This is a genomic window from Cupriavidus sp. OTU4054, assembly GCF_038440175.1.
Classification (GTDB): domain Bacteria; phylum Pseudomonadota; class Gammaproteobacteria; order Burkholderiales; family Burkholderiaceae; genus Cupriavidus; species Cupriavidus pauculus_D.
Genome location: NZ_JASATF010000021.1, coordinates 1 through 17,062, shown reverse-complemented (window position 1 = coordinate 17,062; position 17,062 = coordinate 1). Strand labels below are relative to the sequence as shown.

The 17,062-nt window shown below is 66.8% G+C and carries 16 protein-coding genes; 12 read left to right on the top strand and 4 right to left on the bottom strand.

Annotated features, from left to right (window positions below; translation table 11 throughout):
- The first annotated feature begins 34 nt into the window (after positions 1 to 34).
- Positions 35 to 1,225 carry a mechanosensitive ion channel domain-containing protein gene (locus tag AAHB16_RS22515; RefSeq protein ID WP_342052028.1) on the top strand — a complete coding sequence of 397 codons (1,191 nt, stop codon included), beginning with the start codon at positions 35 to 37 and terminating at the stop codon, positions 1,223 to 1,225.
- Positions 1,226 to 1,239: 14 nt separating this feature from the next.
- Here AAHB16_RS22515 and AAHB16_RS22510 read toward each other — a convergent pair whose 3' ends face one another.
- The 4 genes from AAHB16_RS22510 to AAHB16_RS22495 form a co-directional block, all read right to left on the bottom strand.
- Positions 1,240 to 1,971: a DUF4198 domain-containing protein gene (locus AAHB16_RS22510; RefSeq protein ID WP_150375849.1), complete on the bottom strand. Its 732-nt coding sequence runs from the start codon at positions 1,969 to 1,971 to the stop codon at positions 1,240 to 1,242.
- 35 nt (positions 1,972 to 2,006) lie between these two features.
- Positions 2,007 to 4,382 (bottom strand): TonB-dependent receptor, encoded by a 2,376-nt coding sequence (locus tag AAHB16_RS22505; RefSeq protein WP_342052027.1) that lies wholly within the window; start codon positions 4,380 to 4,382, stop codon positions 2,007 to 2,009.
- 135 nt (positions 4,383 to 4,517) lie between these two features.
- The gene (locus AAHB16_RS22500) at positions 4,518 to 5,573 is read right to left on the bottom strand and encodes a FecR family protein (protein ID WP_342052026.1); all 1,056 of its coding nucleotides are present in this window, start codon (positions 5,571 to 5,573) and stop codon (positions 4,518 to 4,520) included.
- A 21-nt stretch (positions 5,574 to 5,594) separates the two neighbouring features.
- Positions 5,595 to 6,131 (bottom strand): sigma-70 family RNA polymerase sigma factor, encoded by a 537-nt coding sequence (locus tag AAHB16_RS22495; RefSeq protein ID WP_150375855.1) that lies wholly within the window; start codon positions 6,129 to 6,131, stop codon positions 5,595 to 5,597.
- Between the two features lie 216 nt (positions 6,132 to 6,347).
- On the opposite strand from AAHB16_RS22495, the gene hisD reads away from it, so the two are divergent.
- From hisD to AAHB16_RS22440, 11 genes are all read left to right on the top strand, one after another.
- Positions 6,348 to 7,670 carry a histidinol dehydrogenase gene (hisD, locus tag AAHB16_RS22490; RefSeq protein WP_150375857.1) on the top strand — a complete coding sequence of 441 codons (1,323 nt, stop codon included), beginning with the start codon at positions 6,348 to 6,350 and terminating at the stop codon, positions 7,668 to 7,670.
- Positions 7,667 to 8,455, top strand: coding sequence for an SDR family NAD(P)-dependent oxidoreductase (locus tag AAHB16_RS22485; protein ID WP_150375859.1), 789 nt, complete (start codon positions 7,667 to 7,669; stop codon positions 8,453 to 8,455). Before hisD ends, AAHB16_RS22485 begins: the two co-directional genes overlap by 4 nt.
- A complete protein-coding gene (locus AAHB16_RS22480) occupies positions 8,452 to 9,519 on the top strand; it encodes a LacI family DNA-binding transcriptional regulator (protein WP_342052025.1) in 1,068 nt (355 codons plus the stop codon). Before AAHB16_RS22485 ends, AAHB16_RS22480 begins: the two co-directional genes overlap by 4 nt.
- On the top strand, positions 9,516 to 10,490 hold the full coding sequence (locus AAHB16_RS22475) for a 3-hydroxyacyl-CoA dehydrogenase (RefSeq protein ID WP_342052024.1): 975 nt from the start codon (positions 9,516 to 9,518) through the stop codon (positions 10,488 to 10,490). The genes AAHB16_RS22480 and AAHB16_RS22475 overlap by 4 nt, the downstream gene beginning before the upstream one ends.
- 61 nt (positions 10,491 to 10,551) lie before the next feature.
- Positions 10,552 to 11,538 (top strand): Bug family tripartite tricarboxylate transporter substrate binding protein, encoded by a 987-nt coding sequence (locus AAHB16_RS22470; RefSeq protein ID WP_342052023.1) that lies wholly within the window; start codon positions 10,552 to 10,554, stop codon positions 11,536 to 11,538.
- A 27-nt stretch (positions 11,539 to 11,565) separates the two neighbouring features.
- Complete coding sequence (gene leuC / locus AAHB16_RS22465; protein WP_342052022.1) at positions 11,566 to 12,969, top strand: 3-isopropylmalate dehydratase large subunit; 1,404 nt, start codon at positions 11,566 to 11,568, stop codon at positions 12,967 to 12,969.
- Positions 12,966 to 13,571 carry a 3-isopropylmalate dehydratase small subunit gene (gene leuD / locus AAHB16_RS22460; RefSeq protein ID WP_342052021.1) on the top strand — a complete coding sequence of 202 codons (606 nt, stop codon included), beginning with the start codon at positions 12,966 to 12,968 and terminating at the stop codon, positions 13,569 to 13,571. Before leuC ends, leuD begins: the two co-directional genes overlap by 4 nt.
- A 35-nt stretch (positions 13,572 to 13,606) precedes the next feature.
- A complete protein-coding gene (locus tag AAHB16_RS22455; RefSeq protein WP_150375871.1) occupies positions 13,607 to 14,470 on the top strand; it encodes an isocitrate lyase/PEP mutase family protein in 864 nt (287 codons plus the stop codon).
- 47 nt (positions 14,471 to 14,517) lie between these two features.
- Complete coding sequence (locus tag AAHB16_RS22450; RefSeq protein WP_150375874.1) at positions 14,518 to 15,489, top strand: tripartite tricarboxylate transporter substrate binding protein; 972 nt, start codon at positions 14,518 to 14,520, stop codon at positions 15,487 to 15,489.
- A gap of 509 nt (positions 15,490 to 15,998) precedes the next feature.
- Entirely contained in the window at positions 15,999 to 16,442 is a 444-nt protein-coding gene (gene fur / locus AAHB16_RS22445) for a ferric iron uptake transcriptional regulator (RefSeq protein WP_150375876.1), read from the top strand.
- A 120-nt stretch (positions 16,443 to 16,562) separates the two neighbouring features.
- Positions 16,563 to 16,964, top strand: coding sequence for a hypothetical protein (locus tag AAHB16_RS22440; RefSeq protein ID WP_150375878.1), 402 nt, complete (start codon positions 16,563 to 16,565; stop codon positions 16,962 to 16,964).
- The last annotated feature ends 98 nt before the right edge of the window (positions 16,965 to 17,062 follow it).

Here is a 17,062-nt window from a genome sequence, read left to right as displayed (position 1 = left end):
GGCCTTCACGCCGCGGGGAGCTATGTTCGGAGACATGTTTCGCTTCGCCGAAGGCCCGGACGGATGGCCACGGATCTACGTCCAGACCGACAGCCTGCCCGTGGCGATCGTCATCGTCGCGGGCCTGTTGCTGAGCATCGCCCTGGCGAGCGTGCTTTGCTATGCGGTCACGCGCATCCTCCTGCTGTGGGTCGTGCGGCGGCTTGCACGCGGCGAACATCGCAAATGGCTGCGCGCGGCGGAGCGCCACAAGGTGTTCGACCGGCTTGCGCCGATCGTGCCCGCCTGGATCGTCTATCTGTCGGCGCCGCTGCTCACGGGCATCTCGTTTCCGATCATCTCGATGCTGGGGCGCCCGGTCGGCGTGATTGCCGCGTGCTTCATGGTCTATGCGGCACTGCGCGCGGGCTTTGCGCTTCTCGCCAGTATCGAGGATCGCTACAGCCACTTTCCGCATGCCAGCGAGCGGCCGATCAAGAGCTTCCTGCAGGTCGCGACCATTGTGCTGTATCTGATGGCGCTGATCGCCATCGTCTCGCTGCTGCTCGACCGATCGCCGACTTACTTCCTGACGGGCGTGAGCGCGATGACCGCGCTGCTGATCATCGTGTTTCGCGACTCGCTGCTCGGCTTTGTCGCGAGCATCCAGCTGGCGGCCTACGACATGCTGCGCATCGGCGACTGGATCGAGGTGCCCGGCTATGTCGCCGACGGCGTCGTCACCGATATCTCGCTCAACACGATCAAGGTGCAGAACTTCGACAATACGATCGTCACGCTGCCGAGCTATGTGCTGCTCAGCAACGGCGTCAAGAACTGGCGGGGGATGATGGACTCGGGTGCGCGCCGCGTGCGGCATGCGATTCCGTTCGATGCGGATAGCGTGCGCCTGTGCGACGACGCATTGCTCGGCGCGTTGCGCGCGAGCCCGGCGCTACGGTTGCCGCCCGCGCTGGACACGGCGGCGGTGCGCGATTCGCTCACCAATCTCGGCATGCTGCGCGCGTACATGATGGCCTACTTCCGCGAGCATCCAGCTATTCGCGCCGACATGCCGCTGGTGATCCGCCACGTGCAGTCGACGAGCCAGGGGCTGCCGCTCGAGGTCTTCCTGTTCGTCAACGTGACGGACTGGCAAACGTACGAACAGGTCCAGTCGGACCTGTTCGACCACGTCTATGGCGTACTCCCCTTGTTCGGCCTCCGCGTCTGGCAAAAACGCTAGGAGACCGCCTGAAGCTATTTTGCCGGGGAAGGTGTTGCCGCCGGCGGCGCGGGAATGGGCGCCACGCCGTCCGCCTTGATATACGTCACCGACGTCACGTAGTTCACGGCGGTATAACGCTCGGCCCCGTTGGCCCCGGTGCGCTCGCCCGGCGTCTGGTCGTTGTGATGGACCTCGGCCACATACGTGCCCTTCCACGGCATCTCGAACTTCACCGCGCCGTGCTCGTCCGTATTGGCTTCCTTCGCCCAGCCCGATTGCGTGACGAGCGCCACCTTGGTCTTCGGCAGCGGCTTGCCCTGGAAGAACAGCTTGAACGCACCGGTTTCGCCCGTGGGTACGAGGTCGAGCGGCAGCTTCGGCTGTTGTGCCGCGAAGTCGGTGACCCAGCGCGCGGCCGGGTAGTACCAGTTGGCCATGTCCTTGTCCGCGCGCTTGAACGCGTAGAGCGGATAGCTCGCGTCCTGCGCCACCACGGACTCGCCGGCGGTGGCGCTGAACGGCAGCACGAAACCGTTGGCGGTCTTCACACCCGCCGCGGTCTTTTCGCCTTTCGGCGAGAGCAGCGTCGCGCTCGGCGCCACGAACTTGTCGAGCAGGCCCGGCGAGGCCTCGCGCAGGTTGTCGCCGAACTCGCCGAAGCGAATCACCGCGCGCTGGTCGGCGGGTTCGATCCAGATCTGGTGCGCGTGCGCGGCGGAGGACAGGGCCATCAGTGCGAACGCGATGGCGGTCGTCTTGGTCATCAGCATTTCCTTATATCGGGGCAAACGAACAAACATCAGAAGTCGATCTGCGCGGACAACAGCAAGGTGCGAGGCGCCGCTACTGTCGCATAGGTGCCGCTCACGAGCCAGTAGTCCGAGTTGAACAGGTTCTCGACATTGGCGCGGAACACGACGGACTTGCCCATGACCTTGGTGCGATACCGCGCGCCGACGTCGTAGCGCGTCCACGACGGCATGCGCAGCGTATTGGCCGCGTTGAAGTACACGCCCGAGGTATTGATGATGCGGCCCGACAGGCTCAGCCCCGGCACCCACGGCATATCCCAGTCGACGCCGAAGTTGAAGGTGTGGTCGGGCACGCCGTTCGCGTCCTTGCCGTCGTTGACGCCCCCGGCGGTGCGCGAAAGCTTGGCGTCGTAGAACGTGGCGCTCGCCATCAGGCGCAGGCCCTGCACGACCTCGCCATACGCCGACAGTTCGATCCCGCGATTCTTCTGCTCGCCATCGAAGCTGTAGAGATTCGTGGCGGGATCGGTCACCGCGCTTGGGCGCTTGATCTGGAACGCGGCCAGGCTCGTCGTGATGCGGCCCCAGTCCACCTTGACGCCGGTTTCCATCTGGCGCGACTTGTACGGCGGGAACACCTGGCCCGCGTTGGCGGCCGTGGTCGGCGCCACACCGCCGCGCGTCAGGCCGGACGTGTAGTTACCGTACAGCGAGACGTACTGCAGCGGCTTGATCACGAAGCCGGCGAGCGGCGAGATCGCGCTGGCGTCGTAGCTCGAGGTCTGCGCGCCCGTCGTCGTGGAATAGTTCTCGAGCGAAACCTTCTGGTGGCGCAGGCCACCGGTCAGCTGGATGCGATCGTCGAGGAACGACAGCGTGTCGGTCACGGCCACGCTGGTCAGCACGGTATCCGACGCTTTCTGCGCATCGGTACGCGCGCCGATCACGGCCGGCAGCGGCGTCGGATTGTAGATGTTCGAGGCGACCGCGGACGATGGCGGGTTCGCGATATACGCATTGCCGAGTTCCTGGTCCAGCCGCGTGAAGGCCACGTTCAGCGTATGGCCCACGCCAAAGGTGGAGAACATCGCGCGCGCGCCGACTTCGGCCGTGCTCGTCTTGCTGTACGAATCGTAGTACGAGTTATTGACGCGGAAATTGCCGAGCGCGTCCACGGGACCCGACGGGAACGTCTGGTACGCGGTGCCTCCGCGATAGCCCCCTGCCGCGTAGACCATCAGGTTCGGCGAGATGTCGTACTCCAGGCGCGACATCACGGCCGAGTCATGCAGCCAGAGCTGCGTGCCCGGGAAGAAATTGCGGTGGCCCGAGGGAGCATCGGGAATCGACGTCACGCCCGCGGCAAAACCGACCTGCGGACGGAAGTTCTCGACGCCTTCGTGCTGCGTGTAGGCATCGAGCGACCAGCGCAGCTTGCGGCCGCGATAGTCGAGGCCGAGCGCGCCGAGGCCCAGCTCCTGGCGGCCGGCGTCAAGATTGCTCTGGCCGTTCCTGTACACGCCATTGACGCGTACGCCCCATTCCTTTTCCTCGCCGAACCGGCGGCCGACATCGGCCTGCACGCCGAGAATCGACTTGCTCTCGTAGGTCGTGGTCAGGCGCGTCAGCGGCTCGTCGCCGGCGCGCTTGGTGGTGATATTGATCGCCCCGCCGACGCTGCCGTTCGGGCCGATGCCGTTCATCAGCGTGCCCGGTCCCTTGAGCACTTCCACGCGTTCCATGATCGCGGCCGGCATGCGGCTCGACGACACCAGCCCGTAAAGGCCGTTGATGCCCACGTCGCCGCTCGCCACGGTATAGCCGCGGATCTGGAAGTCTTCACCGAAGCCGCCCGTCGAGGTCAGCGTGCGCACCGACGATTCGTTGATGACCACGTCGGCCAGCGTGCGGGCCTGCGTGTTCTCGATGGTCTCGGCCGTGTAGTTCATGGTGCTGAACGGCGTGTCCATGACATCGAGCGAACCGAGAATGCCGAGGCTGCCGCCGCGCGCCACCTGGCCGCCCGCATATTCGGGCTGCAGGCGCGTATCGGCCGATGCGGTCACGGTGACCGGCGGCAGCGTCCCACCGGCGCCGCTGCCGGTGTTGCCAGCAGGGCTGACGACCTGATAGCTGCCGTTCGATTGCTCGACCACGGTCAGGCCCGATCCCGCCAGCAGCGTGTCGAGACCGCCGCGCGCGGAGTAGCTGCCGTTCAGGCCTGCGCTCTGCCTGCCTGCGGCAATCTCGGGCTTGAACGACAGCATGATGCCGGCATCGCGGCCGAAACGGCTCAGCGTGTCCTCGAGCGTGCCCGCGGGAATCGCATAGGCGCGCGTGGCGGCGGCCTGTGCGTGGGCGGCAAACGGCATGACGGCGGCCGGCGCGACCACTGCACCGCCGAATACGATACGGCCCACCATGGACGTCAGCAATTTACGGCGAATGACACGATGAGACTGACGCTCGCGCGTCCGGACGTGACCCATGAGTGAAACCTTTCGATGGAAGAGAGTTGAAGTACCTGTCTTCCCTGACCCGCGAGCTTCCAAAAGAGATCAGCTTTTCTCGAAATTTTTTCCGGCGGGCGGTACGAGGCGAATCTCGTCGTCGCCCCAGAACCGGCTGACGACCTGCTGGCGCACGTTGAGGGTGGTCCCGAGCGTGTCGAGCACCTTGCTCACGTCGTCGAGCGGGAACGAGCCCGAGACGAGCACGTCCCGCAGCGCGGGATCGCACGAGAGCGGAGCGCGGCTGTAGCGGCCCAGCTCCGCGATGAAATCGTCGAGGCGCATGCTGCGGGCGACGATAAAGCCGTCCGCCCATGCCATGCCGGCCTTGCTGGCCGCGTCGGGCACCGTAATCGTCTGCGCGGTATAGCTGGCGCTGTAACCCGACTGCAGTACGAGTTTGCGCGCGGGATTGTCGCGCGGGCGGATCTCCACGGCCCCCTCGTAGACGGCCACGCCCGTGTCGTGCGCGTGATGGCGCATCACGTACTGCGTGCCAAGCGCGCGGGCCGTGCCGAAGGCGGTCTCGACGAGAAACGGCCGCGGCACCGCTTCGCGGTCCGGCGCGGTCGTGATCAGGATCTCGCCCGAGATCAGCCGCACGCGGCGCTCCGTGGCGCTGAAGAGAATATCCACCGCGCTCGAGGTGTTCAGCATCAGCGAGGTCCCATCGGACAGCATCAGCTTGCGACGCTCGCCGACGCCGGTGCGATAGTCCGCGGCCCACTGGCGCCAGCCCCGCTGCTCGCGGGCGCTCCATGTGGCACCACCGGCGATGGCCAGGATCGCCAGTGCCTTGATGGCATGGCGGCGGCCCGGCGACGCCTTCGGCATCAGCGCCGCGCGCGCGAGGCCCGCGGTGGCGGGGGTGGCCAGCGGCTGAAGCCGGCCCTGCACGGACTCGATGCGGCGCCACGCGCGCTCGTGGTCGGGATCGGCGGCCCGCCAGCGCTGCCACGCTTCCACGACCTCGGACGATACGGCGGCATCCTGCAACGCCACGAGCCACTCGAGCGCCTGCTCGGCAACGGCCGGCGGGATGGAGGCGGCATCGGCGGTCGCCTGATACCAGGACGACTGCGCGGGGTAAGAGTATGGCTTCATCGGAACGGCTTCATCGGCGTTTCATCCGACGAACGACAGATCGGCGAAGTAGCAGCGCTGCAGCGCCTTGACGATGTAACGCTTGACGGTGGGCACGGAGATGCCGAGCGTCTCCGCAACCTGCGCATGGGTCTGGCCATCGAGCTGCGACAGCAGGAACGCCTGGCGCACGATGGGCAGCAATCCGTCGAGCAGCCGGTCCAGTTCGACCAGCGTCTCCAGCAGCATCGCGCGCGTTTCCGGCGACAGGCCCACGTCCTGCGGGGCATGCGCCAGCGCCTCGAGGTAGGCCTGTTCGAGCTTCTCCCGGCGCCAGTGATTCGACATCAGGTTCCTGGCCACCGTCGTCAGGTAGGCGCGCGGCTCCTCGAGCTGAGCCGGCACGCGGTCGCTGTTGAGCAGCCGCACGAAGGTGTCCTGTGCCAGGTCCGCCGCATGTTCGGCGCTGCCGAGACGGCGTTGCAGCCAGCCCCTGAGCCACGAATGGTGGTCCACATACAGGGTGGCAACGTCGGGCGGGGCGACGGGGGACGGAAGGACGGAACCCGAGGTACTCATGGGGCGTAATGATAATCATTGTTACTGGTAAACATCCAGCATGTCGGCAAATCGATACAACCGATGTCGAGGGATTACAACGAATTCGGCATTTCCTGACTTTGACGTGGCCTCCGGGGCACGCTCAGGGTAATCACTGACTTTGCATACGAATGCAAGAACACTAATCTGCATACGTATGCACCACCCCTTACAGAGACACTCCCAGGAGACACCATGATTCGTTACCTCAAACGTGGACGTGACGTTCAGGCGCGTGCCGACGACGACACCGCGGTCCGCAATACCGTCGAAGGCATCATTCGCGACATCGAGACGCGCGGCGACGCCGCCGTGCGCGAATACAGCAAGAAGTTCGACAACTGGGAGCCCGAGGACTTCCGCCTGTCGCAGGCCTCGATCGAAAAGGCGATAAAGAGCCTGTCCGCGCGCGAGCTGGAAGACATCCGCTTTGCCCAGACCCAGGTGCGCAACTTCGCGCAGATCCAGCGCGACTCGATGCTGGACGTGGAAGTCGAGACCCGCCCCGGCGTGTTCCTCGGCCACCGCCACGTGCCGATGAACGCGGTCGGCTGCTATATCCCCGGTGGCAAGTACCCGCTGCTGGCTTCCGCGCACATGAGCGTGCTGACGGCCAAGGTCGCGGGCGTCAAGCGCGTGGTCGCCACGGCGCCGCCGTTCCACGGCGAGCCGCACCCGGCCATCGTCGCCGCCATGCATATGGCCGGCGCGGACGAGATCCTCGTGCTCGGCGGCGTGCAGGCCGTGGTCGCCATGGCCGTCGGCACCAACAGCATCGCGCCGGTCGACATGCTGGTCGGCCCGGGCAACATGTTCGTGGCGGAAGCCAAGCGCCAGCTGTTCGGGCGCGTCGGCATCGACCTGTTCGCGGGGCCGACCGAAACGCTGGTCATCGCCGACGACTCGGTGGACGGCGAGATGTGCGCGGTCGATCTGCTCGGTCAGGCCGAGCATGGACCGACTTCGCCCGCCGTGCTGCTGACGGACAGCGAAGCGCTGGCCCACGCGACCATGGCCGAAATCGAGCGCCAGCTCAAGATCCTCCCGACCGCCGAGATCGCTGCCAGGTCGTGGGCCGAGTTCGGCGAGGTCATCGTCTGCGACACCCGCGAAGAGATGCTGCAGAAGGCCGACGAACTCGCCTCCGAGCACGTGCAGGTCATGACGCGCGACCCGGACTGGTTCCTGAACAACATGACCAACTACGGCGCGCTGTTCCTCGGTCCGCGCACGAACGTCGCGTTCGGCGACAAGTGCATCGGCACCAACCACACGCTGCCCACGAACAAGGCCGCCCGTTACACCGGTGGCCTGTGGGTCGGCAAGTTCCTGAAGACCTGCACGTTCCAGCGCGTGACCACGGACGCGGCCAGCGCCGAAATCGGCGAGTACTGCTCGCGCCTGTGCCACATGGAAAACTTCGCCGGCCATGGCGAACAGGCCAACCTGCGCGTGCGCCGCTACGGCAACCGCCCGGACGTGCCCTGGTACGAGCCGGTGCCGGAGCTGCAGGGATGACAGCCGCGACGCCACTGCCCTCCGCATTGCCTTCGTTCGGCGGGTTTCGGCTCGACGGCAAGCGCGCGCTCGTCACGGGCGGGGGCCGCGGCCTCGGCCTGGCGGCGGGTGTGGCACTGGCGCAGGCCGGTGCCGCCGTCACGCTCGCGGCACGGTCCGGCGCGGAGCTCGAAGCGGCCTGCACGGCTATTCGCGAGCAGGGCGGCAGCGCCGATGCGCTCGTGCTGGACGTGACCGATGCCGCCGCGGTCCGGCGCGCGGTCGAGAGCCGGCCGCCGTACCAGATTCTCGTCAACAACGCGGGCATGAACCGGCCGAAGCTGCTGACCGAGACGCCCGACGAAGACATCGACGCGGTGTTCGCGCTGAACGTGAAAGCGACCTTCTACGTTGCGCGCGAGGTCGCCCGCAGCCTTCAGGCCGCCGGCCTGCCGGGCTCCATCATCAATGTGTCGTCGCAGATGGGGCATGTGGGCAGCCCGCGCCGGACGCTGTATTGCGCCAGCAAGCATGCAGTCGAAGGCATGAGCAAGGCGCTGGCCTGGGAACTCGGGCCCGCGGGCATTCGCGTCAACACGCTGTGCCCGACCTTTATCGAGACCGCGTTCACCGCGCCGATGTTCGAGGATCCGGCATTCCGCCGCTTTGTCGTCGACAAGATCGCGCTGGGCCGCGTCGGCACGATCGACGAGGTCATGGGCCCCGTGGTGTTCCTCGCGAGCGATGCGTCGAGCCTGATGACGGGCAGCGCGCTGATGCTCGACGGCGGGTGGACGGCGGCATGAAGGCAAAGGTCACCGCGCACGACGTGGCCCGGCTGGCGGAGGTGTCGCAATCCGCCGTCAGCCGCGCGTTCACGCCGGGCGCGAGCGTGGCCCCCGACACGCGCGAGCGGATCCATACCGCGGCGCGTCAGCTCGGCTATCGTCCCAATGCCATCGCGCGCAGCCTCATCACACGCCGCAGCCGGATCATCGGCCTCGTCATGAGCTACCTGGAGAACCAGTTCTATCCGGTGGTCATCGAGCGCCTGTGCCAGGCGCTGCAGCAGGACGGCTATCACGTGCTGCTGTTCATCAGCGAGACCGAGGACGCCGACAACGTCCTCAAGGACATCCTGCAGTACCAGGTCGATGGCATCGTGATGGCATCGACGACGCTGTCGTCGGCGCTCGCCAACGACTGCATCCATGCCGGCATTCCGGTCGTGCTGTTCAACCGCGTGGCGCAGATCGGCACGCTGGGCGGCTACTCGACGAGTTCGGTCACGTCGCAGAACCGGGACGGCGGACGCCTCGTCGGCGAGTTGCTCGCCGGCAACGGCCATCGCCGCATCGCGTGGCTGGCCGGCGCCGAGAATGCCTCGACGAGCCGCGAACGCGAGGCCGGACTCTGCGACGCCCTCTCCGCGGCTGGCCTGCAACTGCATGCGCGCGGCGTGGGCCATTACGACTTTGCCGAAGCGCGGCGCGCCGTGCTCGCGATGTTTCGCGACCCCGCCAGCCGCCCCGACGCGCTGTTCTGCGCCAACGACCATATGGCCATCGCGGCGCTGGAAACCCTGCGGACCGAACTCGGCATGCGAGTCCCCCACGACGTATCGGTCGTCGGCTTCGACAACGTACCGCAGGCGGCGTGGCCGTCGTTCGACCTGACCACCGTGCAGCAGAACGTCGAGCAGATGGTCGATGCCACGCGCACGCTGCTGTTCCAGCAGATCGGCGGCGAGGTGATGGCGCGCAGCGTCGCCGTGCCATGCGTGCTGGTCGAGCGCGGCACCGTGCGCGCGAGCGGCGTGGCACGCCGGCCCATCCATAACGAGACACACGAGACACCCGAGACAACATGATCGACAAGCAAGACCTTCAAACACTTTGCGGCGGGCGCCCCGTGGCGATCGTCGGCGCGGGACTGGTCGGCGCGGGCTGGGCCATCGTCTTCGCGCGTGCCGGGCTGAACGTGAAGATGTTCGACGCCAATGCCGAGATCACGCGCAAAGCCGTGCCGCTCATCGAGACGCAACTCGAAGGCCTGCGCCGCCATGGGCTGATCGACGAGGATCCTGCCGTCGTGCTGGCACGCATTACGCCGGTCGCCACGCTGGCCGAGGCCGTCGACGGCGTCGCCTACGTACAGGAGTCCGTGCTCGAGCGCGTCGACGTCAAGCGCCAGCTGATGGAGGAACTCGATGCGCTGCTCGCGCCCGACGCCATCGTCGGCAGCTCCACATCCGGTATTCCGGGCTCGGCCTTTGCGCTGGGCCTTGCCATCTCGCCCCGCGTGCTGATCGTGCATCCGGTGAATCCGCCCTACCTCGTTCCCGTCGTGGAGCTCGTGCCGTCGCCGGAGACCTCCGCGCGCACCGCCACGTTCGCCGATGCGCTGATGCGCGCGGTCGGACAGACCGTGGTGCACGTGCGCAAGGAAGTGGAAGGGTTCGTGCTGAACCGCCTGCAGGCCGTGTTGCTGCGCGAGGCCTGGGCACTGGTGCAGGACGGCGTGGCCAGCTGCGAGGACGTCGACAAGACGATTCGCGACGGCCTCGGCTGGCGCTGGTCGTTCATGGGGCCGTTCGAGACGATCGATCTGAACGCACCCGGCGGCGTGGCGGATTACGCCGTGCGGCTGGGCCCGCTTTACCAGCGCATCGCGCGCGCGGGCAGCCATGAAGCGCCCTGGGATGCCGAGCTGATCGGCCACGTGGAATCGCAACGCCGCGAGCATCTGTCGCAGGCGGATCTGGAATCGCGCCGCGCATGGCGTGACGAACGACTGATGGAGTTCGCGGCGGCCCGGCGCGCGCAGGCGCCTCGACACTAATCACCGGGCACGTCAGGGCACACAGATGCCTGCCCCCCAAAGCAAAACAGGAGACATCCATATGAAACTGCCTCGCTATCCCCTCACCGTCCTCACCACAGCCCTCGCACTGGCCGTCTGCAGCCTGCCCGCCGCCCACGCGCAGAACGACTATCCGAACAAGCCGATCCGCCTGATCGTGCCGTTTGCCAATGCCGGCGTGACCGACACCAGTGCGCGCATCGTGGCGGAGAAACTCGGCCAGCAGCTGGGCCAGCAGATCGTCGTCGATAACAAGCCCGGCGCGGGCGGCAATATCGGCACGCAGATGGTGGCCAAGGCCGAGCCCGATGGCTATACGCTGCTGCTCGGCTATGACGGCACGCTCGTCATCAACCCCAACGTCTATGCGAAGGTGCCGTTCGATCCGGTGAAGGATTTCGCGCCGATCGGCAAGATCGGTGACGCGCTGCTGCTGATCGCGGCCAATCCGAAGCTCGGCGTCAAGAACATCGCGGACCTGCAGAAGTACGCCAGGACCCTGCCCGGCGGCGTGTCCTACGGGAGCGCCGGCAACGGCAGCACCACGCATCTGGCCGGCGAGATGTTCCACCAGCGCACCGGCATGGCCATGACGCACGTCCCCTACAAGGGCGGCGGCCAGGCCCTGCTCGACGTCGTGGGCGGCACGCTGCCCATCACGTTCGCGGCGGTGACGGGTGCCATGCCGTTCGTGAAGAGCGGTCAGGTGGAGGCGCTGGCCGTGACCTCGCGCGAGCGCGCGCCCTCGCTGCCGAACGTGCCCACGCTGATCGAAGCGGGCCTGAAGGACTTCGAGATCAATTCGTGGGTCGGTCTGCTGGCCCCGGCCAAGACGCCCCAGCCCGTGCTCGACAAGCTCAGCGCCGCGCTGCAAAAGGTGCTGAACGACCCCGCGATGCGGGAACGCCTCGCCTCGCTCGGCATCGTCGCCACGCCGGGCACGCCCGACGCCTATGGCAAGGAGATCGTGCGCGACCTCCAGAAGAACAAGGCGATCACCAAGGCCGCGCATATCAGTCTCGACTGACCTGTCACAACGAGCGCACCCCACATCATGACAACACTCTTCGACAAGATCTGGGCGGCCCATGCGGTTGCCCGCAATGGCGCCGGCGAGGACCTGATCTATATCGATCGGCACCTCGTGCAGGAAGTCTCGAGCCCGCAGGCCTTCGCGAGCATGGCCGAGTCCGGTCACGTGCTGCGTTCGTCGCCGCGCCATATCGCGGTGCAGGACCACAACGTGCCCACCACGGCCGATCGGCTGACGAACATCCCGAACGCGGAAAGCCGCGAGCAGATCGCGACCCTGCGCCGCAATACGCAGGCCACGGGCATGCGCCTGTACGACCTCGACCATCCGCTGCAGGGCATCGTCCACGTCATCGCGCCGGAACTCGGCTACGTGCTACCGGGCAGCACCGTGGTCTGCGGCGACTCGCACAGCGCCACGCTGGGCGCGATGGGCGCGGTGGCGTGGGGTATCGGCACCTCGGAGGTCGCGCACGTGATGAGCACGCAGAGCCTGTGGATGCGCAAGCCGCGCACCCTCGGCATCTCGATCTCGGGCGTGCTGCCGCGCGGCACCTATGCAAAGGATCTCGCGCTGGCCATCATTCACCATATCGGTACCAGCGGCGGCAACGGCTACGGCGTCGAGTACTTCGGTCCCACGGTGCAAGCGCTGTCGATGGAAGCGCGGATGACGCTCTGTAACATGACCATCGAAGCCGGCTCGCGCTTCGGACTGATCGCCCCGGACGCCACCACGATCGCGTATCTGCGCGACCGCGTGCAGGGCGCCGCGCGCGAGCATTTCGAGCAGGCCGCCAAAGTCTGGAGCACGTTGCGCACCGACGCCGCGTCGGATTTCGATCGGCGCGTCGAGTTCGACGCGGCCACCGTGGCGCCGCTCGTGACGTGGGGCACCACGCCGGCCGACAGCGCCGCATTCTCGGGTCGCGTGGGCGACGGCGCCACGCTGGACGAGGCCGCCGAGCGCAACCGCATCGAGGAGAACCTCGTCTATATGGGCCTCGAGATGGGACAGGCACTGTCGTCGGTGCCGATCGACGTGGCCTTTATCGGCTCCTGCACCAACGGCCGCCTCGAGGACCTGCGCGCCGCCGCGGAGGTCGTGCGCGGACGCCGCGTGGCATCCAGCGTGCGTGCGCTCGTGGTGCCTGGCTCGGGCAGCGTCAAGCGCGCGGCCGAGGCCGAAGGGCTCGCGCAGGTCTTCGTCGATGCAGGCTTCGAATGGCGCGAGTCCGGCTGCTCGATGTGCATCGGCATGAATGGCGACAGCCTTGCGCCGGGCGAGCGCTGCGCCTCCACCTCCAACCGCAATTTCGAGAACCGGCAGGGACAAGGCGGCCGCACGCATCTGATGAGCCCCGCCGCTGTCGCCGCCTCCGCGCTGCGGGGACACCTGACCGATCCCCGGGAGTACCTCGCATGAAAGCCGTGATCGCAGAAGTCCAGGGCCGCGCCGCGGTCATGCAGCGCGACGACATCGATACCGATGCCATCTTTCCGGGCCGCTTCCTGCGCCTCGTGCAACGCACGGGCATGGGCGCGCATCTATTCGCCGACTGGCTGGCCGAAGGGCGGCCCGAGGTCGCGTTCATGGCGGACGCCACGCCGCCGCGCATGGTCGTCGCGCTGCAGAACTTCGGCTGCGGCTCCTCGCGCGAGCACGCGGTGTGGGCGTTGTCCGACTATGGCATCAAGGCGGTCATCGCGCTCTCGTTCGGCGATATCTTTCGCAACAACTGCGTGAAGAACGGCGTGGTCGCGGCCATCGTGACGCCCGACGATCATGCACGCCTGTTGCGGGCCCTCGCCGCCGACAAGGATGCCCCGTTGCATCTGCGCGTGGCCGGGCGCACGCTGCAGTTGCCCGATGGCGGCACCATGCCGGTCGTCCTCGCCGACGGCCATGCGGAACAGCTGCTGTCCGCCGAGGACGAAGTCGACCGCACGCTGGCCCACGATGCGGCACTACGCGCCTACGAGGAACGCGTGCAGCGCGAACAGCCGTGGCTGGCCTCGATGGGCTGAGCCGCCTTACCTCATATCCACCTACAGGAGCCGCCATGGCCAATCCCATTCTTCGCCAGAAGCTCGCCGCGGGCGAGTTCATCACCATCCCGGGCGTGCAGGACATGATCGCCACCGTCATGACCAACAAGGTCGGGTTCGACATCATCTACGGTTCGGGTTACTGGCTCACCGCGTCGAGCCTCGGCCTGCCCGACGCCGGCATTGCCACCTATACGCAGATGGTCGATCGCATGCGCACGATCACGCGGACGTCGAAGGCGGCCCTGATCGCCGATGCGGACACGGGCTACGGCGGCCTGCTCAACGTGCACCACACGGTGCGCGGCTACGAAGAAGCCGGCGTCACCGCGATCCAGATCGAGGACCAGGAATTTCCGAAGAAATGCGGCCACACGCCGTTCAAGCGCTGTGTGCCGATCGAGGACATGGTCGAGAAGATCAAGGTCGCCTCGGAAGCGCGCCAGGACAAGGAGAATTTCCTGATCATCGCCCGTACCGACTCACGCGCGAGTCTCGGCGTGGATGACGCCATGCGTCGCATGGAGGCCTACGCGAAGGCGGGGGCCGACATCCTGTTCTTCGAAGCCCCGCAATCGGAGGAAGAAATGCGCCGCGCATGCGAAGCCTTCGACCTGCCGATGATGGCCAACATGGCCGATGGCGGCAAGACGCCGATCCTGCCGGCAAGCGTGCTGAAGGAGATCGGCTACTCGCTCGCCATCTTCCCCGCGATGACGAGCCTCGTGGCCGCCGCCGCCATCGAGAAATCGCTGCGCCATCTCAAGGAATCCGGCACGAGCCTCTCGCCGGACATTCCCATGGCCGACTTCAACGAGTTCTGCCGCCTGATCGGCTTCGAGGAAGTCTGGGATTTCGAGAAGCGCTGGGCGCGCTGACTGTCGCGACGCCCCGTCCCCATAACAACGATCCGGAGGAGACCTGAATGCCCATCATCAACACCACGTTCCGCGCCACGGCGCTCGCCCTCGCGGCGATGGCCGTCACCGCTTTCGCCCATGCACAGCCCGCATGGAAGCCCGACCGCCCCGTCACGATCGTCGTGCCCTACGTGCCCGGCGGCGGCACCGACGCCTCGGCGCGCGCGACGGCCAAGCTGCTCGGCGAGCAGTGGGGCCAGCCCGTGCTCGTCGTCAACCAGCCCGGCGCGGACGGCCTCATCGGCACGCGCAAAGTCACGGAGTCGAAGCCCGACGGCTACACGCTGCTGCTGCAGACGCCGGCCATCGTGCTGACCAAGCACGCGCCGTCGTTCACGGGCACCGATCCGCTCGCGAGCCTCGTGCCCGTGACCAATATCGCGCAGTCGCCCGGCGTGATCGTGGCCAACAGCAAATTCCCGGCTACGTCCCTGCCGGAGTTGATCAAGTACTGCAAGACGGCCACCACGCCGTGTTCGATGGGCACCGGCGAGAACGTCGCGAAGCTCTTCGGCCAGCAGCTGAAGGCGGAGGTGCTGCCGAACCTGATCGTCGTCAACTACAAGGGCACGGCGGCGATCATCACGGACATGATCGCCAACAACGTCAACTTCGCGGTGACGGGCGTGGCATCGGCCCTGCCGCACCAGAAGGCCGGCACGCTGAAGATCGTGGCCAACCAGGGTACGCATCGCTTTGCGGGCGCGCCCGATGTCCGCACGGTGATCGAGACCGGGATGCCGCAGTACGAGTACACGACGTGGTTCGGGCTGTTTGCGCCGAAGGGCACCCCGCCGGCGGTCACGCAGAGCATCTACGAGGCGGTACGCGAAGCCATGCGCCACCCGGAACTGCAGACCGCGATCACCGCCGCGGGCGCCGAACCGCTGGTGAACACCCCCGACGAGTTCGCGGCGCAGGTGCGCAAGGAAGATGCTCGCTTCACGGCACTGGCCAAGCGCTTTCCGCTGAACTAGTACCCCCGCTGGTCATATGGCCTTGCGAAAAAAACGCTTGTAATGAGATCGATTCGCATTTACTATGGCCTCACTGTCTGATTCACGCGGCGCACGACACCGGCAGACAGTGAAGAACTTCTGGGCAGTGCCACGCGGATCTCGTGCGACGCACTGCCCGTTACAGACTTTTGTGGGGACCGCTCCGTCACGCGGAGCGTTTGGCAGTAGCCAGCCATCGGAAGATCAGGAAAGCATCCAGACCCCGCTTTCTTGATCGCGTCATTCGGTGGCAAGCCAGGCCGCCTTTTTATTCCGCGCGCCGTGCAGGCACGGCGCACCGCCCGGGACGACCGCCATGGCGACCTCGTCCCGGGTGTCCTGTCAGCCTGAATATTCCGTCATGGGTTGCCGATGCCGGGCGAATCGAACCTTCGCCCCGCGGGAATGCGTTCGCGCCTGCCCGGGCGCGCGATTCCCGCCCATGGTCCGCCCTGACGCCTAACACGCGCTGCGGCGCGAATCGCTCCATGTCCCTGTCACCTGTGAGTACCGATCCCCGTCTCAAGCACGCCGGCCTCAAGGCCACCTCGCCCCGCATGCACGTGCTGGAGGCGTTTCGTACCAGCGACCGCCGCCATCTGAGCGCGGAAGACGTCTATCGCATCCTGCTGACGCAGGACGTCGATGCCGGCTTATCGACCGTGTACCGCGTGCTCAACCAGCTGGTGCAGGCCAATATCCTGCTGCGGCACACGTTCGAGGCCGATCACGCCGTCTTCGAGCTGAACGAAGGCGGCCACCACGATCACCTGATCTGCGTGAACTGCGGCCGGGTAGAAGAGTTTCGCGACGAGGGGATCGAGCGCCGGCAGCGCCAGGTCGCCGCGGACAACGAATTCGAGCTGCGCGAACATATGCTCGTGCTCTACGGCCTGTGCCCCGCCTGCCAGCCACGCACCACGGACGATTGAATCGTCGCGTGGCGACAACGTCTCTTACAGAATCGCGAGGGCTTGTTACAAGGGCGCTAGAACCGTAATACGCCACACCGGTAGAGTGGAGGTACAGCATCACACTACAGGTGAACCACAATGAACAAGCCGAACAAGCGTCCCCTGATCGCGTCCACCCTGACCATCGCGGCCCTGGGTCTGGCCGCGCTGACCGCCTCCACGTCCGCACTGGCCCGCGTCGATGTCGATGTGAATATCGGCGCACCGGCTCCGGTCTATGCCGCCCCGGCCCCCGTCTACGCGGCTCCGGCCTATGCGCCGCCCCCGGTCGTCGTTGCCCCGGCCCCGGTCGTCGTCGCGCCCGTCGTGATTGGCTGGCATAACGACCGCTACTGGGATGGCCGCCGCTGGTATTCGCGCAACGAGTACCGCGAGTGGCACGACCGCGGCCGTCATGGTGGCCCCGGCCCGCGTGGCTGGCATGACCCGCATGGCCACTACGCGGGGTACGACCACGACCACGGCCCGCATCATCACTGATCGCTGACCGCATCCGTCGCGCCCCGCGGCTATCAGGCGGTGCGCGCCTCGGGGGGGGGGGGGGGGGGGGGGGGGCGGGGCCCGAAAAAAGCAACCCC